Source organism: Paractinoplanes bogorensis (assembly GCF_018829635.1).
GTDB classification, from domain to species: Bacteria; Actinomycetota; Actinomycetes; order Mycobacteriales; family Micromonosporaceae; genus Actinoplanes; species Actinoplanes bogorensis.
Map to the genome: position 1 here is coordinate 233532 of NZ_JAHKKG010000010.1, position 19792 is coordinate 253323.

22 protein-coding genes are annotated in these 19792 nt (G+C 72.0%); 11 read left to right on the forward strand and 11 right to left on the reverse strand.

Annotated features, from left to right (window positions below; all coding sequences use genetic code 11):
• Positions 1 to 97 precede the first annotated feature (97 nt).
• The gene (locus KOI35_RS31145; RefSeq protein ID WP_215792232.1) at positions 98 to 1318 is read left to right on the forward strand and encodes a COG4705 family protein; all 1221 of its coding nucleotides are present in this window, start codon (positions 98 to 100) and stop codon (positions 1316 to 1318) included.
• Between the two features lie 51 nt (positions 1319 to 1369).
• Here KOI35_RS31145 and KOI35_RS31150 read toward each other — a convergent pair whose 3' ends face one another.
• The 4 genes from KOI35_RS31150 to KOI35_RS31165 form a co-directional block, all read right to left on the reverse strand.
• On the reverse strand, positions 1370 to 1960 hold the full coding sequence (locus KOI35_RS31150; RefSeq protein ID WP_215792233.1) for a hypothetical protein: 591 nt from the start codon (positions 1958 to 1960) through the stop codon (positions 1370 to 1372).
• Positions 1961 to 2168: 208 nt separating this feature from the next.
• Entirely contained in the window at positions 2169 to 2621 is a 453-nt protein-coding gene (locus KOI35_RS31155; protein WP_308121228.1) for a DUF1707 SHOCT-like domain-containing protein, read from the reverse strand.
• 294 nt (positions 2622 to 2915) lie between these two features.
• Positions 2916 to 3803: a M48 family metalloprotease gene (locus tag KOI35_RS31160; RefSeq protein ID WP_215792235.1), complete on the reverse strand. Its 888-nt coding sequence runs from the start codon at positions 3801 to 3803 to the stop codon at positions 2916 to 2918.
• Positions 3800 to 4180: a BlaI/MecI/CopY family transcriptional regulator gene (locus KOI35_RS31165; protein WP_308121229.1), complete on the reverse strand. Its 381-nt coding sequence runs from the start codon at positions 4178 to 4180 to the stop codon at positions 3800 to 3802. Before KOI35_RS31165 ends, KOI35_RS31160 begins: the two co-directional genes overlap by 4 nt.
• A 74-nt stretch (positions 4181 to 4254) precedes the next feature.
• Here KOI35_RS31165 and KOI35_RS31170 point away from each other — a divergent pair, with 74 nt between their 5' ends.
• Complete coding sequence (locus KOI35_RS31170; RefSeq protein WP_215792236.1) at positions 4255 to 5154, forward strand: M56 family metallopeptidase; 900 nt, start codon at positions 4255 to 4257, stop codon at positions 5152 to 5154.
• Between the two features lie 280 nt (positions 5155 to 5434).
• Here the strand turns inward: KOI35_RS31170 and KOI35_RS47795 are convergent, their stop codons facing one another.
• Complete coding sequence (locus tag KOI35_RS47795) at positions 5435 to 5974, reverse strand: phosphatase PAP2 family protein (protein ID WP_215792237.1); 540 nt, start codon at positions 5972 to 5974, stop codon at positions 5435 to 5437.
• 129 nt (positions 5975 to 6103) lie between these two features.
• On the opposite strand from KOI35_RS47795, the gene efeU reads away from it, so the two are divergent.
• Together efeU and KOI35_RS31185 are read left to right on the forward strand one after the other, a co-directional pair.
• The gene (efeU, locus tag KOI35_RS31180; protein WP_215792238.1) at positions 6104 to 6937 is read left to right on the forward strand and encodes an iron uptake transporter permease EfeU; all 834 of its coding nucleotides are present in this window, start codon (positions 6104 to 6106) and stop codon (positions 6935 to 6937) included.
• 111 nt (positions 6938 to 7048) lie between these two features.
• On the forward strand, positions 7049 to 7681 hold the full coding sequence (locus tag KOI35_RS31185; protein ID WP_215792239.1) for a DedA family protein: 633 nt from the start codon (positions 7049 to 7051) through the stop codon (positions 7679 to 7681).
• Here KOI35_RS31185 and KOI35_RS31190 read toward each other — a convergent pair.
• Together KOI35_RS31190 and KOI35_RS31195 are read right to left on the reverse strand one after the other, a co-directional pair.
• Positions 7678 to 8343, reverse strand: a complete 666-nt coding sequence (locus tag KOI35_RS31190; RefSeq protein ID WP_215792240.1) for a response regulator — start codon at positions 8341 to 8343, stop codon at positions 7678 to 7680. The two genes, KOI35_RS31185 and KOI35_RS31190, sit on opposite strands and share 4 nt — an antisense overlap.
• Positions 8313 to 9554 carry a sensor histidine kinase gene (locus KOI35_RS31195; RefSeq protein ID WP_215792241.1) on the reverse strand — a complete coding sequence of 414 codons (1242 nt, stop codon included), beginning with the start codon at positions 9552 to 9554 and terminating at the stop codon, positions 8313 to 8315. Before KOI35_RS31195 ends, KOI35_RS31190 begins: the two co-directional genes overlap by 31 nt.
• A 110-nt stretch (positions 9555 to 9664) precedes the next feature.
• On the opposite strand from KOI35_RS31195, the gene KOI35_RS31200 reads away from it, so the two are divergent.
• The gene (locus tag KOI35_RS31200) at positions 9665 to 10270 is read left to right on the forward strand and encodes a class I SAM-dependent methyltransferase (protein ID WP_215792242.1); all 606 of its coding nucleotides are present in this window, start codon (positions 9665 to 9667) and stop codon (positions 10268 to 10270) included.
• 267 nt (positions 10271 to 10537) lie between these two features.
• On the opposite strand, the gene KOI35_RS31205 is transcribed toward KOI35_RS31200, so the two are convergent.
• The 3 genes from KOI35_RS31205 to KOI35_RS31215 are packed head-to-tail and all read right to left on the reverse strand — an operon-like array spanning position 10538 to position 13496.
• Positions 10538 to 11221, reverse strand: coding sequence for a phosphatase PAP2 family protein (locus tag KOI35_RS31205; protein WP_215792243.1), 684 nt, complete (start codon positions 11219 to 11221; stop codon positions 10538 to 10540).
• Between the two features lie 32 nt (positions 11222 to 11253).
• Complete coding sequence (locus KOI35_RS31210; protein ID WP_308121230.1) at positions 11254 to 12078, reverse strand: alkaline phosphatase family protein; 825 nt, start codon at positions 12076 to 12078, stop codon at positions 11254 to 11256.
• Between the two features lie 38 nt (positions 12079 to 12116).
• Entirely contained in the window at positions 12117 to 13496 is a 1380-nt protein-coding gene (locus tag KOI35_RS31215) for a sensor histidine kinase (protein ID WP_246614060.1), read from the reverse strand.
• A gap of 141 nt (positions 13497 to 13637) precedes the next feature.
• Between KOI35_RS31215 and KOI35_RS31220 the strand changes: the two genes are divergently transcribed.
• Entirely contained in the window at positions 13638 to 14321 is a 684-nt protein-coding gene (locus tag KOI35_RS31220) for a response regulator transcription factor (protein ID WP_215792244.1), read from the forward strand.
• Here KOI35_RS31220 and KOI35_RS31225 read toward each other — a convergent pair.
• Positions 14297 to 14920: a DedA family protein gene (locus tag KOI35_RS31225; protein ID WP_215792245.1), complete on the reverse strand. Its 624-nt coding sequence runs from the start codon at positions 14918 to 14920 to the stop codon at positions 14297 to 14299. The two genes, KOI35_RS31220 and KOI35_RS31225, sit on opposite strands and share 25 nt — an antisense overlap.
• A gap of 88 nt (positions 14921 to 15008) precedes the next feature.
• Here KOI35_RS31225 and KOI35_RS31230 point away from each other — a divergent pair, with 88 nt between their 5' ends.
• The 5 genes from KOI35_RS31230 to KOI35_RS31250 are packed head-to-tail and all read left to right on the forward strand — an operon-like array spanning position 15009 to position 19791.
• Entirely contained in the window at positions 15009 to 15815 is an 807-nt protein-coding gene (locus KOI35_RS31230; protein WP_215792246.1) for a COG4705 family protein, read from the forward strand.
• Entirely contained in the window at positions 15809 to 16903 is a 1095-nt protein-coding gene (locus KOI35_RS31235) for a glycosyltransferase (protein WP_215792247.1), read from the forward strand. The genes KOI35_RS31230 and KOI35_RS31235 overlap by 7 nt, the downstream gene beginning before the upstream one ends.
• On the forward strand, positions 16900 to 17646 hold the full coding sequence (locus KOI35_RS31240) for a polysaccharide deacetylase family protein (protein WP_215792248.1): 747 nt from the start codon (positions 16900 to 16902) through the stop codon (positions 17644 to 17646). The genes KOI35_RS31235 and KOI35_RS31240 overlap by 4 nt, the downstream gene beginning before the upstream one ends.
• Before the next feature lie 23 nt (positions 17647 to 17669).
• Positions 17670 to 18989, forward strand: a complete 1320-nt coding sequence (locus KOI35_RS31245) for an FAD-binding oxidoreductase (protein WP_215792249.1) — start codon at positions 17670 to 17672, stop codon at positions 18987 to 18989.
• Positions 18982 to 19791 (forward strand): SDR family NAD(P)-dependent oxidoreductase, encoded by an 810-nt coding sequence (locus tag KOI35_RS31250; RefSeq protein WP_215792250.1) that lies wholly within the window; start codon positions 18982 to 18984, stop codon positions 19789 to 19791. The genes KOI35_RS31245 and KOI35_RS31250 overlap by 8 nt, the downstream gene beginning before the upstream one ends.
• Position 19792 lies beyond the last annotated feature (1 nt).

Here is a 19792-nt window from a genome sequence, read left to right on the forward strand (position 1 = left end):
GTGGCGAAACTAGGCCGCCGCACCTGAGAATTCGCCGAACTCGACCCGTTCGGGTCGTTCAGCAAACGCTCAGCGCCGGACCGTGATCGTTCCGGTCATGATTGAAACCCACCGCATGCCGACCTCCTGGCTGACCAAGGTTCCCGCGATCACCGCGACGTTCTGGGTCATCAAGGTCCTGTCCACCACGGTCGGCGAGACGTTCGCCGACTATCTCTCGGTCAACGTCGGGCTGGGCCCGCTGGTGACCGACGCCATCATGCTGACCGTGCTCGCGGTGGCGCTGGCCGTGCAGTTCCGGACCACCCGATACACACCCTGGATCTACTGGCTGTGCGTGGTGCTGGTGAGCATCGTCGGCACTCAGATCACCGATTTCCTCACCGACACCCTGGGCGTGCCGCTCCACGTCAGCACGATCGCCTTCGCGGTGATCCTCGCGGTGGTCTTCTTCGCCTGGTACCGCCAGGAGCGCACCCTGGCCATCGCCTCGATCGACACGCCGCGGCGGGAGGCCTTCTACTGGGGCGCCATCCTCACCACGTTCGCCCTCGGCACCGCCGCCGGCGACCTGGCCACCGAGGCGCTCAGCCTCGGATTCCGCAACGGCACCCTGATCTTCGGCGCGCTGATCCTGCTCACCTGGATCGCCAAGCGGGCCGGGGCGGGCGTGGTGCTGACATTCTGGATCGCGTACGTGCTGACCCGCCCGCTCGGCGCCTCCCTGGGCGACCTGCTCACCCAGTCGAAGGACTTCGGCGGCCTGGCCCTCGGGGCCAGCACGACCAGCCTGCTGTTCTTCGCGCTGATCCTGGTGCTGGTGACCCGCGAGCAGGTGATGGTCAGCCGGCACGGGCTGACCGCCAAGGGCGCCGAGCCGGCCGGCGGCTACCGCAGCGACTACGCGTGGGCCGCGTCCGGGGTCGTGGTCGTCGCAGCCGCCGGCTTCCTGCTCAGCACCATGGCCGCCCCCTCCGGCTCCTCCGGTTCGTCCGTTTCCTCAGGCACCACGACAGCCGTGCACCCGACGACGGCGCTGGGCGACGTGAGCTCCTTCGTCGTGATCGCCGAGGGCGTCAAGACAAAGGTCGACGCGGGCGACCTGGCCGGCGGCAAGACCAGCGTGAAGGAGCTCGAGGTGGCCTGGGACTCGGCCGAGGCCGGCCTCAAACCCCGCGACCCGGCCAAGTGGGGCACGCTCGACGGCGAGATCGACACCGTGCTGACCTCGCTGCGCGCGAGCAAGCCGACCCAGACCGAGTCGACGGCCGCGCTGACCGCTCTGATCGGCACGCTGAACACGTACGACGGCGTCTGAGACCTCTCGACGTGCTGGTGCCGGGGGCCTTTGTCGGCCCCCGGCGTTCGGCTATCCGCGCTCCTGGCGCTGGGTGAACGTCTTCAGGTCGGCGCTGACGTCGTAGTCGACCTCCGTCCCGCCCCTGGTGCCGGCGACGTCGTAGGAACCGTCGGGGTCCTTGCGCACGCCGGTCACCGTGAGGGCGGCATCGTGGGCCTTGGCCGCCGCCGTCACCTTGGCCAGCTCGTCCCCGGTCACCGCGGTGGCGTTCGACCCGCCGCCGTGGCCCTTGCCCTCGCCCCGGCCGGTCCGTTCGGTGAGCGTCTTCAGGTCGGCGCTCACGTCGTAGCCGATCGCGGCGCCGGCCTTGGTGCCGAACACGTCGTACGAGCCGTCGCCGTCCTTGCGCACGCTCGTCACCGTCACCGCGGAGTCCTTGGCCTGAACCGCCGCCGTCACCTTGACCAGTTCGTCCCCGGTCACCGCGGTGTGGGACCCGCCGCCCCGGCCGCCCTCGGCGGTCGCGCCGGCCGAGGCGCCCGGCGACGCCTTGCCGGTGGCCGCGTCGGCCATCGCGGTTCCGCCCAGCACGAAGGCGCCGGCCGCCACGGCTCCGGCCGCCGCCAGTCCCGCGCGCTTGACCAGTTTGCTCGATCGCATCGATTCTCCCGATTCTCGTTCGGCATTTCCTTGGTTCTCGAAGAATCGCCGGAAAGCCTATGAATGAGCTATCAGGAACCTTGAACCAGCCTGGCATCGACGATTCTTAAAGGGGCGCAGAATGCTCTCAAGAGATTCTTATGTAAGCATTCATTGAGCAAAGAAAACCCCAGGCCAGAAGGCCTGGGGCTGGAGAAGGTAAAGAGAATCAGTCGCCGCGCTCGAATCCGCCGCTGTGCTCGATCCCGTGATGTTCGAAACCGTCACCGGCGAAGGCGCCGACCGCGCTACCGAGCAGGAAGAGAACGAAGAGAACAAGGGCGCCGGCCACCACCAACCGGCGAACCTTGGAACCCTCGGCCCGACCGCGCAGGATCAACCATTCCATGATCAGTTGGGCGCGCAGCAGGTCGAAGATCCGCCGCCAGCCGGTCCGGGTGCGCTCGGCGTCCGGCAGGTCGGCCATCAGGGGCTTCAGCTCGTCGTGGTGCTTGGCGGCGTAGACACCGGCCAGGCGCTCGTCGAGCTCCTCCATCGTCAGCCGGCCCTCGCTCGCGGCGTCGCGCAGTCGGGCCGACACCCGCTCCCGGTCGGCGTCCGAGCAGCGGACGCGGGCCGGATCGGGCTCGGCGGGAGGTTTACGGGTGGCTAGCTCGGTCACGAGGCACCTCATCGGGTCGACGTCTCTGGGGACCCTCACCTTGCCGCCCAGCGCATTAAGGTCCGCTGAATGCGCGGACTTGCCGATCGGCCCATCCGCTGATCTCAGCCTGACCGGAGCCGGCCGATCATGCGGAATCCGGACGGAACGAACCGGTCGGATCCCGGTCCCGGGCGGGCCGGATTCACGGGCCGCAAACCGATCAGATCCAGTCCCGGGCCGGCCGGACTCCCGGGGCCACGAACCGATCAGATCCAGTCCCGGGCCGGCCGGACTCCCGGGGCCACGAACCGGTCAGATCCAGGCCTGGGCCAGCGCGATGAACTCGACGGTGGTCACCGCGACGACAGCGAGCAACACGGCCCCGAGGAGCACGGGCGTGACGAGCCGGCGACGGGTCCGGCCGGGTGGCGGGCCCAGCAGAGCGCGCACCCGCTGGACGGCGACTCCACCACCGATGCCCAGCGCGGCCCCGGGCGCGGAACTGGCGGCGAGCGACGCCCGGGCCACTGCCTGGGCGGTGAGCTCACGGCTGCCGACCTCAACCGCGGCGTCCTCGTCGGCCCAGCGTTCGACCAGGAAGTCGACCGCCTCCCGGACCGGGATCAGCAGTGGGTTGACGGCCGCGGCCGCGGCCGCGGCGGCGGTGAGCCGGTGATGCCCGCGTTCGAGGTGGGCGCGCTCGTGCGCGAGGACGACCCGCCTCTCCTCGGCGTCGAGCAGCCGCAGGATCCCGGTGGTCATCAGCAGCCAGCCTCGGCGGCGGATCGTGCCGGGCACGGCCACCGCCATCGGCACGGTCAGGTCGGCCACCACGAGCGCCTCGCCCGGCGTGCCGATCGCGCGCAACTCGCGGACCGTGGTGACGCGCAGCCGGACCGCCCGGCAGAGCCGCAGCCCGGCCCAGAGCAGCAGGATCCCGGCGAGCAGGGCGACCGGCCCGGGCACGGGCTCGGGCAGCTCGAGGGCCGGGTCGTTGTCGAGGGCCGAGAGCGGCGGCACGTCGTCGAGCATGGTGAGCGCCAGCAGCAGGAGCGACCACGTCGAGGCGGCCGCGGTCACGACGGCGACCGCCGTCAGGGTCCACGCCGCCGGCCCGGGACGACCACGCGCGGCGATCCGCCGGGCCGTCAAAGTGAGCGGCAGAGCCAGCAGCAGCGGCAGATAGACGGCGAACCTCATGCGCCGCGTTTGTGCTCGGTCTCGGCCAGCATCTGCCGCAGGGCGTCGGCGTCGGCCTGGTCGAGCGAGGCGGCGAAGCGCTGCAGCACAGCGTGCCGGTCGGGCCGGTTGGCCAGGGCCGCCCGCATCTGGGACGCGGCCGCGGTCGACGCGTCCTCGACCGGCCAGTAGACGTGCCCGCGCCCTTCGCGCCGCCGGTCGAGCACCGCCTTTTCGTGCAGGCGGATCAGGATGGTCTGCACCGTGTTGTAGGCCAGGTCGCCGCCGACCTCGTCGAGCACCTCGGTCGCGGACATCGGCCGCCCGGCCGCCCAGAGAGCCGCCATGACCGACGCCTCCAGCGTGCCCGGCGCTCGCCGTCCGTCCTTCGTCGTCACAGTGGCCGCCCTCCGCGGTCAGGATAACCTCTTCAGCAACAGCCACAGACCGACGGCCGGGCGGGTGGGAGCGGATGTTCGATCATTTCGCCTGGTCGGTGCTGCTCGTGCCGGCCCTGACGGTCGCCGTGGCGTTGCTCGCGTCCGATTTCATGCCGCCCCGCCGCGCCGCCGCCGTGCTGGCCTGGTCCGCGGCCGGGGCCGCCGCGGCGAGCACGGCCAACCTGGTGCTGTTCGCGGTCAAGGCGCTGGCCGAACTGCCCGCGGCGGGCCGGGTGTTCGGCTGGTCGAGCGACGTCGTGGCCAACGACACTCGCGCGGTCCCGTGGGTGTCGTGGCTGTCGCTGGCGCTTCTTCCCATTGCGGCAACAGCATTTTTCCGTACGCGGAACCGCCACCGCGCGGCCCTCGCGTTCGCGGCCGGGTTCGCCGGGTTGCCCAGTGACCGCGAGGTGCTGGTCGTGCCCGACCCGGCACCCGAGGCGTTCAGCATCGAGGGGCCGCCCGCCCGCATCGTGGTCACCACCGGCATGCTCGACCTGCTCGACGACCGCCAGATCGCCGCACTGCTGGCCCACGAGCGGGAACACCTGCGCGGCGGCCACCACCGCCTGGCCCGGATGGCCGAGCTCGCGTGCGCACTTCATCCGCTGCTGCGGATCCTGGCCCGCCGGGTCGACTATCTGATCGAGCGCGCCGCCGACGAGTCGGCCGCCGTCTCGGTCGGCGACCGCCGCTCGGTCGCCCTGGCCGTCGGCACGGCGGCGCTGGCCGGCACGGGCGCCGGCCCGGGCCTGCACCTGGCCGACCAGCCCGGCGTGGTGCCGCGACGCGTCCGCGAACTGCTCCGCCCGCGCCGGCGCCGTCTCGCCCGGTCACTCCTGATCCTGCCGATCGCCCTGGCCGGCTTCTCCCTCGTGTGGACCCTCGAGGCCGCCCGAGACCTGCTCGAACTACTGCACGCCGCGACCTGACCCCGACGGCCGAACCCGCGAGCCGAGCTGACGCAACCCCGCGGCCTGACCCCGGCTTCCGGGCCCGCGACCCGCTCAAGCCGCCACACACCGCGACCAGACCCCGACGGCCGGGCCCGCGACCCGCCGCACACCGCGACCAGACCCCGGCAGTCGGGCCCGCGACTCGAAATGACCCGACCCGCAGCCGGCGCCGCACCCGGCCCCGCCGACGCCCGCGCCCCCGCGAGCCGAGCTGACGCGCCCGCGCACTCCGCAACCTGACCGCGGCGTCCGCCGTCTAGATGCGCTCGTAGCGGCGGTCGCCCCGTACGGCGTACATGCGAACCGCGGTCAGGACCTCGAGTACCGCCAGCAGCGCGATGACCGCGCCGGCGAGGACGTCGCCGGGGTAGTGCACGCCGACCCAGATCCGCGCGAATCCGATCACCAGGGCGGCCCCGGTCAGCGCCAGACCCCAGCGGTGGCTGAGGAACGCGTACACGCCGAAGGCGATCGCGAACGCGGCCGTGGCGTGGTCGCTCGGCAGCGAGACGCCGGGACCGTGCGCGATCAGCTGGTGCACCGGGTGGCTCTGGAACGGGCGGACCTGGTTGCTCACGTGGGCGAGCACCTGGGCCATGGCGAACGCGGCGACCAGCGCCGCCCCGAGCTGAGCCACCGGCTGCCACTGACGCCGGCGCAGCGACAGCCCGGCCAGCACGGCGAGCACCGCGAAGACCGGGTAGACGAGCCACGTGGCCGCGAACTCCATCAGGTCGTCCACGCCGTCGCGCCGGCCGGCCGCGCCGTTGATCAGTTCGAAGAGGTGATAGTTCACGACGGCAATCTCCCCCGCCGTTGCTAAGAAGTCGCTGAACAGCCACCTGGGCGCCGCCCGGCTTGACATCTCCGACAGACTGTAGGAGCTTGGGCGAGTTAGGTAAGGCTCACCAAGCAGGGAGTTCGCGTGGGCGGCGCTTTCTTCGCCAGTTTTCTCATCGGCCTGCGGGACGGTCTCGAGGCGGCACTCGTCGTCTCCATCCTGCTGACCGTCCTGGCCCGCTCCGAGCGACGCGACGCGCTGCGGCCGCTGTGGGCCGGAGTCGCCGCGGCGGTGCTGTGCGCGGCCGCGCTCGGCGTCGTGCTCACTTATGTGGCCACGTCACTCCTGTCCGGCGTACGGCTGGAACTGTTTGAAGCTTTTACCTCGCTCGTCGCGGTGGCCATGGTGACGTGGATGATCTTCTGGATGCGGCGCAGCGCCCGCACCCTCAAGACCGAGCTGACCGGACGCCTCACCGAAGCCCTGGGCCTCGGCCGGACCGCGGTCGCCGCGCTGGCCTTCGTCGCCGTCATCCGTGAGGGCGTCGAGATGGTGCTGCTGGTCTTCTCGGCCGCGCAGGCCGCCAGCGAGACCCTGGCCCCTCTGCTCGGCATGATCGCCGGAGTGGCCGCGGCCGTCCTGCTCGGCTGGCTGATGTACGCGGCGGTCGCCCGGGTCAACCTGGGCCGCCTGTTCACCTGGACCGGCGTGCTGCTGATCCTGGTCGCGGCGGGCATCGCCAAGTACGCCGTGCACGGCTTCCAGATGGCCGGCCTGCTGCCCGGCGGCACCAACCTCGCCTACGACGTCTCCACCACCGTCGAGCCCGCCTCCTGGTACGGCACTCTGCTGGCCGCGACGATCAACATCACGCCCGTCGCCACGGTTCTCGAGGCGACAATCTGGTTCCTGTACGCCGTAGTCGTGCTGCTTCTGTTCTTCCGCCCCGCCCCGAAACGCACCCCCGTCACCGCCTGACCAACGCCCCTCCGACCTCATCGCCCCCTCCCGCACCTACAGCATGTAGGTTTGGCCGGGCCCGGCTCGGGCATGGACAGGACTAAGCAGCCGGCAGGAAAGGGAACCTTGATGACCACGGCTCTGGGACCAACGTGGCTCGATCCGGAGTGGCTGATCTCCACGTTCGGGCTGATCGGCATCCTGGCCATCGTGTTCGCCGAGTCCGGCCTGCTGATCGGGTTCTTCCTGCCCGGCGACTCGCTGCTGTTCACCACCGGCCTGCTCGTAGCCGACGGCACCTATCTGCACCAGCCGCTGTGGCTGATGTGCCTGCTGATCTCGGTGGCGGCGATCGCCGGCGACCAGTTCGGCTACGTGTTCGGCCGCCGCTTCGGGCCCGCGCTGTTCCGCCGCCCCGACTCGCGCGTCTTCAAGCAGGAGAACCTGACCCGGGCCCGCGAGTTCTTCGACAAGTACGGCGCCCGCTCGATCGTGCTGGCCCGCTTCGTGCCGATCGTCCGCACGTTCACCCCGATCGTGGCCGGGGCGAGCCACATGCACTACCGCACGTTCCTGATCTACAACGTGATCGGCGGCGCCCTGTGGGGCTGCGGCGTCACGATCCTCGGCTATTTCCTGGGCCAGATCCCGTTCGTCAAGAACAACATCGAGTTCATCCTGATCGCGATCGTCGTCGTCTCGGTCGTCCCGATCGGCATCGAGCTGCTGCGCGCCCGCCGCCGCGACCGCCAAGCCCGCTAAGAGGGACGGCACAGCCCGCTCTCGTACGCGACCACGACCGCCCCGATCCGGTCCCGGACCTCGAGTTTGCGCAGGATCCGCCGTACGTGGGTCTTCACCGTGGTCTCCCCCAGGTACAGCCGCCCGGCGATCTCGGCGTTGCTCAGGCCCCGCGCGATCAGCCCGAGCACCTCGGCCTCACGCTCGGTCAGCCGCCGCAGCCGGTCGTCGGGCCGCGGCTCGCTTCCGGCGGTGACATAGCGGTCGATCAGCCTCCGGGTGACCGACGGCGCGAGCATCGGGTCACCGCGCAGCACACCCCGGATCGCCACCAGCATCTCCGCGGCCGGGGCGTCCTTCACGAGGAAGCCGTCGGCCCCCGCGCGCAGCGCCGAGAAGGCGTACTCGTCGAGGTCGAAGGTGGTGACCATCAGGATCCGGATACCGGGGTGCGCGGCCCGGATGCGGGCGGCCGCGGTCACCCCGTCCAGGACGGGCATGCGGACATCCATCAGCACCACGTCCGGCCGGTGCTCGGCAGCGGCCGCGACCGCCCGGAGCCCGTCGGCCGCCTCGCCGGCCACGGTCAGGTCGGGCTGGCTCTCCACCACCATGCGCAGCCCGACCCGCATCATCTCCTGGTCGTCGCAGATCAGAACCCGCGCCGGTGACTGCTCGGCCATCCGGACATGGTGTCGCCGACCGCCTGAGGAGCCGCTGTGACCGGCTGCCGTCGCGAGGGCCCCGCGCCGATAGGCAGCGTGGCGAGCACCCGGAACCCGCCCCCGGATCGCGGGCCGGCTGCGAGCGTGCCGCCGAACATGGCAACGCGCTCACGCATCCCGGCGATCCCTCGCCCCGAGGAGGGCAGCCCGGCAACGCTCCGTCCCGGGAAAGGCCGCCCTGACGACTGCGAGTTCCCGTCGTCGCGCACCTCGATCCGCACCAGCCGCCGTGGACCGGATTGCCCGAGGTCGACCGTGACCGAAGCGCTCGCGCCGTCTCCGGCGTGTTTGATCACGTTGGTCAGGGCCTCCTGGACGATCCGATAGACCTGCATCGCCGCCCCGACCGGCACGCCGGCGTAACTCCCGGTGATCCGCAGAGTGGCTCGGTCCACTCCCGCCGTCAGCGCGGGCAGATCGGCCAGCGCCGGTTGCGGCGAAGGTCCGCCGTCGTCCACCTCGCCCGGCTCGTCCAGCACGGTCAGCAAGCGGCGCAACTCGGCCAGGGCCTCCCGTCCGGTCGTGCTCACGAACTGCAGCGTCCGGTCCACCACGGCGGGGTCCCGATCCCGCATCAGCTGCGCGCCCTCGGCGTTCACCACCATCACGCTCACGCTGTGGGCCAGCACGTCGTGCAGTTCCCGCGCGATCCGGGTCCGCTCCTCGGCCGCCGCGGCCCGGGCCAAAGCCCGCCGTTCGGAGTCGGCCAGCTCGGCCCGCCGCTCGACCGACTCGAGATAGCTTCGCCGGGCCCGCACCCACTCGGCCAGCAACCACACCGAGGCCAGCAGCAGAAGGTGGGTGAGCACACTCCAGCCGGCGTCCGGCCCGGGCGCGACGCCCAGCGACCAGACGGCGAAGAAGGCCACCGTCGCCGGGCCCGCCACCAGTGCCGTCCGCCGCCGCCCGCCCACGACCAGCAGGTAGAGCATGGCGTCCATCGACAGGTGGGCCATCGGCAGCTGATCCGCCCAGGCGCCGATGATCAGCCCGGCCCACGCGGCGGCGAGCACGATCGAGGCCATCGCCACCGGCCGGCGCCGGCTCAGCAGCGGGAGAACCAGCCCGGCCAGCACGAGCGCCTGCACCGGGAACGCCCGGCCGGCCGGCGGATCCACGATCGCGGGCGTCACCAGAACCACGGCCACCACAAGCCGGCGCCATGTCATGGCGCCACGGTAGGCAGCCCGGTCCGGCCCGGTCGTCCTCCCACGGGATGACGACGACGGCCGTCGGGGAGGACGAGCGGCGACGATCATGGCGCTTAGCGTCGGCGGCCATGTCGATCCTCACCGAGTTCCTCCGGCACCCGCTGCTGACCGGGGCCGTCGCCGCAAGCTCGCCCGCCCTGGCCTGCATGATCACTGACGGCATCGGCCTCGAGCAGGCCCGCACGGTGGTCGAGCTCGGCCCTGGCACCGGCGTGTTCACCAAGGCGATCCGCCGCCGGATCCGGCCGGGCACCCGGATCATCGCGATCGAGATCAACCCCCATTTCGCCGTACGCCTCACCGACCGCTACCGCTCCGAACCGGTCGACATCGTGCACGGTTCCGCCACCGACCTAGCCGCCTTCGTGGACGGCCCGGTCGACGCCGTGGTGTCCGGCCTCCCGTGGACCGTGATGCCCGAGCCGGTCCGCCACCGCATCCTCGACGCGGTCACTCAGGTGCTCGCACCCACCGGCACCTTCACCACCTTCGCGTACGCCCACGCCGCCTGGACACCACCCGGCCGCCGGTTCGCCGCCGAGTTGGAGCAGCGCTTCGGCCGCACGACCACCAGCCGGGTGGTGTGGCGCAACCTGCCACCCGCCTTCGTCCACCGCGCGACCGCACCCCGACCAGCCACGGCCGATACCAGAGCGGCCGGCCACAAGCCGTAGAAGCCACACCCACCGCCGCGGTCGACGGAGAACCGGCCAGTCGCCGGCCGTAGCAGGCACACCCGCCACGGCCGGACCCCGACCAGCGAGCCGCCAGCCGTAACGACCGCCACGGCCGGATCCCGAGCGGCGAAGCGCCGGCCACTGTGGCCGTGGCCCGATCGTCCGCCGCCGGTTTCCGAGCGCCCAGCACCGACGACCGAAGCAACGGCCACCACCCGAGCCGCGGACGGTGCCCAAGCCACGGCCGATACCCGAGCCGCGGCCCTAGCGGTCGGCGGTCGAAGCGCCGACGAGGGCCGGCCCGAGCCAGCGCCGCAGCACCCACCAGACGGCCGGCACCACGGCGAGCACGAACAGCCACGCCCCGAGCACGTCGGTCGGCCAGTGCACGACCAGCGCGACCCGGCTCACCCCCACGGCCAGGGCCACGACTCCGGCCGCCACGGCCAGCGCGATCCGAGCCCCCCGCCGGCGCAGCATGGGCCAGCCGACCATGACCACGATCAGCGCCACCGCCGCGGAGGCGATGCTGTGCCCGGAGGGGTACGCGTAGTTCGCCGCGGGCGCCAGCTGGTCGACCGGGCGGGGACGCGCCACCAGCGCGAGAACAATCAGGCGGGCCGACAGCGTCACGGTCAGCGCCACCACGACGAACACGGCCTGCCGCCAGCGCCCCCGGACGATCAGCACCAGGCCGCCGAAGACGGCCAGGGGCAGGATGATGGTGGTGCTGCCGGCGTTGGTCACCACCGCCATGGTCTGGCGCCAGAGCGGAGCGGCCAGAGCCAGCGCGTGCGCACCGCGGCTGACCCACGCGTCGAACGTCGTCACCGGCGAGTTTGACGCCACCAGAACGGTCAGCAGCACGAAGGCCGCACCGGCGCGGGCGGCCAGCTTCAGGCTGAGTGAGCCGGTGAGAGTCGGTGGGTCGTCGAGATCCGCGTCCATCGCACGACTCTAGCCCCTACAATTTGTAGGAGCTAGCGCGTCCACATGTCCGGCCAGCGGGACGCGCCGGTGAGCGGCAGTCCGTACATCTTCTGCAGCGTGCGCAGCAGGTCGTAGTGGTCGAGCCGGGTGCGATAGGCACCGGCCCGGACACCGGCACCGGCCACGACGGTGGCGATGTGATTGCCACCGGTCCGGTTGTCCTCGTCGAAGGTGAGGATGAACAGGCTGTTGTTCCTCTTGGCCCAGGCCACGTAACCGGCGAACTCCCTTCTCAGCCACGCGTCGGCCTGGGCCTTGGGGCAGTCGTGCATGTCGTGGCACAGGTTCGGGATCACGAACGAGAGCGTCGGCAGGCGGCGGTAGTCCGAGGGGAAGTCGGTGTACGGGCGGTTCGCGGTGGCCGGCACGTTGGCGAAGTTGACCCACGGGTTGTGCCGGCGCACGTATCCCTGCGATCCGCACCCCTGCCATCCCGTACGGGGAAGGTCTTCGGAATAGCCGGCGAAAGTATGACCGGCGTCGAGCAACTGCCGGCCCAGGTTGATCCGGTTGCCCAGGTTGTGCGGGCACTTGTTGTCGGTCACACCCTGGGTCGAGCCGGAGAACAGCGCCAGATAGTTGGGCTGACTGGGATGCGTCTCGGCGTAGAAGTTCGTCAGGTTGGCCGAAGTCGCCGCCAGCGAGGTGACCCACGGCGTCCGGGAGTCGCCGATCACCGCGTCGTAGCGCTTGTTCTCCAGCACCACGATCACCACATGGTCGGGCCGGGGCGGAGAAGCCGCGGCGACCGCTACTCCGGGGCTGGTCATCACCAGTGTCGAAACTGCCATTGCCGTACGCGCGATCCGGCCCACGATGTCTCCTTCGTCCGCTTCTCCTACAAATTGTAGGTTTAAAGCGGAATCCGGACCCGCATCGCCGCGCCGTCGGTTCTGTCGTCGACGGTGAGCGTCCCCCGGTGGGCCGAGATGATGTCGCGGGCGATGGGCAGCCCGAGCCCGGTGCCACCGCCCTGCCGGGAGCGGCTGTCGTCGAGCCGGACGAAGCGGTCGAAGATGCGGTCGCGGTCGGCGGCGTCGATGGCCGGCCCGTCGTTGCCGACCACCACCTCGCCGAACCCGTCGCGTACGGCCAGACTGATCGTCACCGACTCGTGGGCGTGCCGGACCGCGTTGTCGACCAGGTTGCGCAGCACCCGTTGCAACTGGTCGGGGTCACCGCCGACCCGGACCGGCTCGACCGCGCCCTCGAGCCGCAGGTGCGGATGCTCGACCGAGATCCGCTCACGCTCCAGGTAGACCAGGTCGTCGAGGTCGACCTCGTCGTGCCGGATGCGCAGCCCGTGGTCGTCGACCCGGGCCAGCAGCAGCAGGTCGTCGACGAGCCGGGCCATCCGCCGGCTCTCGGCGTGGATGCGCTGCACCGACCGGGCCGGGCCCTCGTCCAGGCCCGCCCCGGCCAGCAGGTCGGCGTTGGCGTGGATGGTGGCGAGGGGGCTGCGCAGTTCGTGGCTGGCGTCGGCGACGAACCGGCGCTGCGCCTCGGACGCGGTCTCGATCCGGTCGAGCATCGTGTTCATCGTGGTCGCGAGGGCCGCGATCTCATCGTCGGCCGGCGGCCGCGGCAGGCGGGTGTGCAGGCTGGTAGCAGTGATCGTGGCGGCCTGGCGGCGCATCGCCTCGACCGGGCGCAGCGTGCGGCCCACGAAGAGGAACGTGGCCACGCCGACCACCAGGGCCAGCACCGGCAGGCCGACCAGCAGCGCGGCGATGATCGCCTCGGTGCCGTCGTCGACCGCGTCCATCGACTCGGCCACCAGCACGGTCCGCCGGCCGTCCGAGGTGGCGACCCCGACCGCGAAGATCTTGAACGGCGCGTCCTGGCCGACCTCGAGGTGCCGGGTCTCCTGCTGGCGCTGGCCGGCCCGCGGCCGCAGGCCGGACATCGGGCCGATCCCGGTGATGGCGGCGGACGCGCCGATGACCGTGCCGCCGGCGTCGAGGACCTGCACGACCGTACGGCCGGGGGCGGCCGGGCGCAGCGCCGACTCCAGCTGCGTACCGGAGCCGCTGGTGAGCGCGGCGGTGACCTGGTTGATCCGGTCGTTGGCGGCGGTGTTGACGTTGTCGACCAGGATGCCGCGCGCGGTGACCAGCAGCACGCCCCCGGCCAGCACCGAGGCCACGGCGACGACGAACCCGGCCGCGAGCGCGGACCGCATCCGCACGCCGAGCCGTCGCCGTAACCTCATCATCAGGACACGTGGTCGCATGGCGGTCAGGCTATCCACGCCGCACCGCACTGGTTCAGCGTTTCCTCAGCCCGAGCAAGGCACCATGGCGCGGCCGAAAGAGCGGCCGAACCAGCGGCCCAGGACGCGGCCGGAAATGCGGCCGACCGGAAGGTGGAGAGCATGCGTGTGCTCGTCGTGGAGGACGAGATCAGCCTGGCCGAGACGATCCGCGACGGGCTGACGAGTTCGGGTTTCACGGTGGACCTCACCCATGACGGTGCCGAGGGACTGTGGACCGCCACCGAGCAGCCGCACGGGGCGTACGACGCGATCGTGCTGGACATCATGCTCCCCCGGCTCAGTGGTTACGAGGTGTGCCGCCAGCTGCGCGGCCGGGGCGTGTGGACCCCGATCCTCATGCTGACGGCCAAGGACGGCGAGTACGACCAGGCCGACGCCCTCGATCTGGGCGCCGACGACTATCTGATCAAGCCGTTCTCGTTCGTGGTGCTGATCGCGCATCTGCGGGCCCTGATCCGGCGCGGCGCCCCCGAGCGGCCGGCCGTGCTCAGCGCGGGCGACCTGCGCCTCGACCCGGCCGAGCGGCGCGTGCTGCGCGGCGACACCCCGATCGCGGTCACGCCGCGCGAGTTCGCGCTGCTGGAGTTCCTGCTGCGCCACCGCGGCCAGGCGGTGACCAAGACGGCGATCATCGAGAACGTGTGGGACGCGCACTTCGACGGCGATCCGAACATCGTCGAGGTGTACATCGGTTACCTCCGCAAGAAGATCGACCACCCGTTCGGCCGGAACGCCATCGAGACCGTCCGCGGCGCCGGTTACCGGCTGGCCGACGAGGGCTGACGGCGCCGGGCGCGCAGCAGCTCGAGCGCCACCGGGATCAGCGAGACCACCACGATGCCGATCAGGATCAGCTCGATGTGGTCCTTGACGAAGGCGATCTGGCCCAGGAAGTAGCCTGCGATCGTGACGCCGCAGCCCCAGAGCACGCCGCCGATGACGTTGAACAGCACGAACGTGCGGTAGTGCATCCGGCCGGCCCCGGCCACGATCGGGGTGAACGTGCGGACGATCGGCACGAAGCGGGCCAGCACGATCGACCGGGCGCCGTAGCGTTCGAAGAACGACCCGGCCCGCTCCAGGTTCTCCTGCTTGAACAGCCGTGAGTCGGGCCGCCGGAACAGCGCCGGGCCGACCCGCCGCCCGAACAGATAGCCGACCTGGTCGCCGGCCACGGCCGCGATCGACACGAGCAGGCAGATCAGCCACAGCGGCTGGTGCAGCAGCACCCCGCCCGCGGCCAGCAGCCCGGTGGTGAACAGCAGCGAGTCGCCGGGCAGGAAGAAGCCGATCAGCAGGCCGGACTCGGCGAACACGATCGCCAGGATGCCGATCAGGCCGACCGTGGCGATCAGGGACTGGGGGTCGAGCAACGAGGTCATGACCGCAAGGTAGGGACGGCTTCCTGAGAAATCGTTGAACGAGCGGGCCTTCAGGGTTTCCTTAGCTCGCCGTGACCAGTCTGCGGTCATGACACCCCTGGAGCCACGGCCGTTCCGGCACTACCTGAGCAAGGTGCCGGAGGTGACGATCTTCTTCTGGATCATCAAGATCCTCGCGACCAAGGTCGGGGAGACGTTCGCCGATTTTCTCAACCTGACCCTTGGTCTGGGCCTGACCCTGACCACGGTGGTGATGAGCGCGCTGCTGGCCATCGCTTTGACGATCCAGTTTCGCGTACGGGGTTACGTACCGGCCCTCTACTGGCTCGTCGTCGTGCTGATCAGCATCGTCGGCACGCTGATCACCGACAGCCTGGTCGACAACTTCGGGGTTCCACTCATGTCGGCCACCGTCGTGTTCGCCACGCTGCTCGCGGCCACCTTCGGGCTCTGGTACGCCCACGAGCGGACGCTGTCGATCCACACCATCGACACGCCCCGCCGGGAGGCCTTCTACTGGCTCGCCATCCTGTTCACCTTCGCGCTCGGCACCGCCGCCGGCGACCTCGCGGCCGAGGCCCTCGGACTCGGGTACGGCGTCGCGGCCCTCGCCTTCGCGGCGGTCATCGGGGCCGTCTGGCTCGTCAAGAACGGCCTGGGCCCGGTGGCGGCGTTCTGGATCGCCTACATCGCCACCCGCCCGCTCGGCGCCTCACTCGGCGACCTGCTGGCGCAGCCCCCGGCCAACGGCGGTCTCGGCCTCGGAACGGCGGTGACCAGTGTCCTGTTCCTGGCCACGATCCTGTGCACGGTCGCCTACCTGACCATCACGCGCCGGGACCGTCCCTCGCTCGACGCCGCAGCAGCCCGCACCCAGGCCCGGCCGTCATGGTGAACGGCCCGGTCGTGATCTTCTCGGCGAGCATCGGCGCCGGCCACGACGGCGCGGCCCGCGAGCTGAGCCGCCGCCTGACCGCCCACGGGCTCGACGTGGTGCGGCACGACTTCCTCGACATGCTCCCGGCCCGCTTCGGCGCCACCCTGCGCGACGGCTACGCCCGCCAGCTGCGCACCGTCCCGCAGTCGTGGGGCTGGCTGCTCGCGGCCATGTCCGGTCCCCGCATGGCGACCGGCGCGGCCGGGCTGTCGGCCGGGCTGGCCACCACCCGGATGCTGGCCGCGATCGAACCCGGTGCGAGCGCCGTCGTCTCCACCTATCCCCTGGCCAGTCAGGTGCTCGGGCGCCTGCGCCGCACCGGCCGCCTGGACGTGCCGGTCGCGGCGGTGATGACCGACCCATCGGTGCACCCGCTCTGCGTCGCCGACGGCGTCGACCTGCACCTGGCTCCCGGGCGCAGCGCGGCCGACCAGATCCACGCCATGGCGGCCCCCGCGGTCGAGGTCTCCCCCATCGTCGATCCGGCGTTCCGGCCCGTACGTGACCGGGCCGAACGCGACGCCACCCGGCGCCGCCTGGGCCTGCCCGCCGACGAACCGCTCGCCGTCGTCATCGCCGGGTCGTGGGGTGTGGGCGACGTCGCGGCCACCGCGGCCGACATCGCGCGCGGCGGCTCGGCCCTGCCGGTCGTGGTGTGCGGGCGCAACGACACCCTGCGCCACCGGCTGGCCGCGAGCGGCTCGGCGATCGCGCTGGGCTGGGTCGACGCCATGCCGGAACTGCTGCGCAGCGCCGACGTGGTGGTGCACAACGCGGGCGGGCTGTCCAGCGTCGAGGCGATGGCCAGCGGCGTACCGGTGATCAGCTACCGCTGCCTGCCCGGCCACGGCACCGCCAACGCCGCCGTGCTGCAGAAGGCCGGCCTCTCGCCGTGGCCCGTCACTCCCGACGAGCTGAACTCAGAACTGAGGTGTGCCATGAACACGACCACGGGCTCGCTGCCGGCCGGCGGCCCCGATGCGGCCGACGTCATCGCCGAGCTGGCCGGCGCGCCCGCGATCACGGCCCTGGCGGTGGCCGCATGAAGGCCGCCGCGGCGCTGGCCGGGCTCGCCGCCGCGCACGCCGCGCCCGCCCTGGCCGCCGTCGGACCGCTGCGCCGGCTGGTGCTGCCCGGCCTGGCCGGACGCGGCGATCCGGGGCACGTCGCGCTCACCTTCGACGACGGACCCCACCCGGAGGCCACCCCGCGGCTGCTGCGGTTGCTCGACTCGGGCGGCGTACGGGCGACGTTCTTTCTGCTCGGGCGGATGGCGGCCGAACACCCGAAGGTGGCCCGCGCGATCGCCACCGCGGGGCACGAGATCGCGGTGCACGGGTACGACCACCGGCTGCTGCTGAAACGACGGCCGACCGAGACGTTCGACGACCTGGCCCACGCATGCGAGACCATCGCCGCGGTCACCGGCCGCACGCCGCGCTGGTGGCGCCCACCGTACGGGGTGGCCAGCACCGCCGCCCTGTTCAGCGCCCGCCGGCTCGGGCTCACCCCGGTGCTGTGGACCTGCTGGGGCCGCGACTGGACGGCCGGCGCCACCCCCGACTCGGTCTTCCGGGCGGTCCGCCGGGGTCTGCGCGGCGGCGGCACCATCCTGCTGCACGACAGCGACCACGCGGCAGCTTCCCGGGCCTGGGAGGCCACCCTCGGCGCGCTCCCCGCGATCCTCACCCACTGCCGGGTGCGCGGATTCGAGGTGGGCCCGCTCGGCGCGCACGGTCTCGGCCCGGGGCCGCTTCAGCCTGCGTTAAGCCGTTCCCGGCCAGCCTGAACCGATCAGAAAGGGAGACCACCATGCAGACGACGACAGTCCGCGGCTGGGGCCGGGCGACGAGCAGCCGAAGCCGGGTGATCGGGTGGCCGGACGATCTGGGCCCGGCCGGGCCCCGGGGCCTGATCGCCCGGGGCGGCGGTTGTGGCTACGGCGACGCGGCCCAGAACGCCGGGGGTGTGGTCGCGCTGACCGCCCACCGGGACGACCTGACCGAGCTCTTCGTGGACGAGGACGGCACGGTGCTGCTCGACGCGGGCACCTCGCTCGGCGAGCTGATCCGGTCGGTCGCCCCGCTCGGCTGGACGCTGCCCGTCATCCCGGGGACGGCCCGGGTCACCGTCGGCGGGGCGATCGCGGCCGACGTGCACGGGAAGAACCACATCCACACCGGGTCCTTCGGTTCCCACGTACGGGAAATGACGGTCCTCACGCCCGGACAGGGTGAGCTCGTGCTGGGACCGCAGCGGCATCCGGATGCCTTCCGGGCCACGGTCGGCGGGCTCGGCCTGACCGGGGTGATCCAGTCGGCCCGGCTGGCCCTGACCCCGCTCGACTCGTGGCAGTGGCGGACCACCGACACGATCGCACCCGACCTCGACGCGCTGATGACCGCACTGCGGCTGGCCGCGCCGGGCAGCGAGTACGCGGTCGGCTGGATCGACGCCACACGTGGCGGGCGGCACCTCGGCGGCGGGGTGCTGAGCACGTCCCGTCCGGTGCCCGGAACGACCCCACCCGCGTACGGGCGGCCGTCCCAGCGCCGCCTGCGCCTTCCCGGGCTGCCCGCGACGGGTCTGGGCCTGCCCGGAGTCACCGCCGTCCTGAACCGCGCCCGGATGCTGGCCGCCCGCAGCCGCAACCAGTCGTTCCCGCAGGTGCTCTTCCCCCTGGACGCCCTGCCCGACTGGGCGCGCCTGCACGGCCGGCGCGGCCTGATCCAATACCAGTTCGTCGTGCCGTTCGGCGCCGAGGACGTGCTGGCCGCCGCCCTCACCGAGACCCGCCGGGCCGGCTTCCCGGCCACCCTGGCCGTGCTGAAGGTGTTCGGCGCCTCCAGCGAAGCGTTCCTGTCGTTCCCCATTCCCGGCTGGAGCCTCGCCCTCGACTTCCCAGCCGTCGCCGACCTGGCCCCGGTGCTCGACGCGCTCGACGAACGGGTCGCGGCCGCGGGTGGGCGGGTCTACCTGGTCAAGGACAGCCGGCTGCGGCCCGGCGTGCTCGAGACCATGTATCCGGATCTGGGCCGGTGGCGCGCCGAGCGGGCCCTGCTCGACCCGGACGGCGTGATGGTGTCCGATCTGGACCGCCGCCTCGGACTCAGCGGAGGCGGCCGTGCGTGACGGACTGGGCCGGACGCAGACCGTGCTGGTGCTCGGCGGCACATCGGAGATCGGAACGGCGATCGCGGACGCGCTGCGGCCGGACACCCTGATCCTGGCCGGGCGCGACCCGATCGCGCTCAAGGAGGCGGCCGGCGACCTCGCGCGGCCCGGCCGGCACGTCGAGACGATGTGTTACGAGGCCACCGCCGCGGCCGCCACGGTCGTCGACGTGCTCGCCGCCGCGACCGCCCGCTGCGGCGATCTGGACGTGGTGGTGCTCAGCGTCGGGGCGCTGACCGACGAGGGACAGCTCGGCTCGGACACCACGGCCGTCGAGACCGCGCTGCGCACCACCATGCTCGGCCCGATGCTGGCCGCGCACGCCACCGCCATGCGGCTGCGCGATCAGGGCCACGGGACGCTGGTCGTGCTGTCCTCGGTGGCGGCCGTCCGGACCCGGGCCGGCCTTCTCACGTACGGGGTCGCGAAGACCGCCCTCGACGTGTACGCCCGGCGGCTCGGCGCCCAGCTGCGCGGCAGCGGGGCCCGGGTGCTGGTGGTGCGGCCCGGTCACGTCCGCACCCGGATGACCCGGGGACTGCCCGAAGCACCGTTCACCACCACCGTGCAGGCGGTCGCCACGCGGGTGCTCGCAGCGCTCTCGCGGCGGACGGCCGTCGCCTACGCCCCGGCGGTCCTGCGTCCCGTCATGGCCGGTGTGCGGTTGCTCCCGCCGGCCGTCTTCGAGCGGCTCAACGCCGTTAAGCCTGCTCCAAGGATCACTCCGGCATCGTCTGAGTCAGAAGAAAGGACCTCATGAG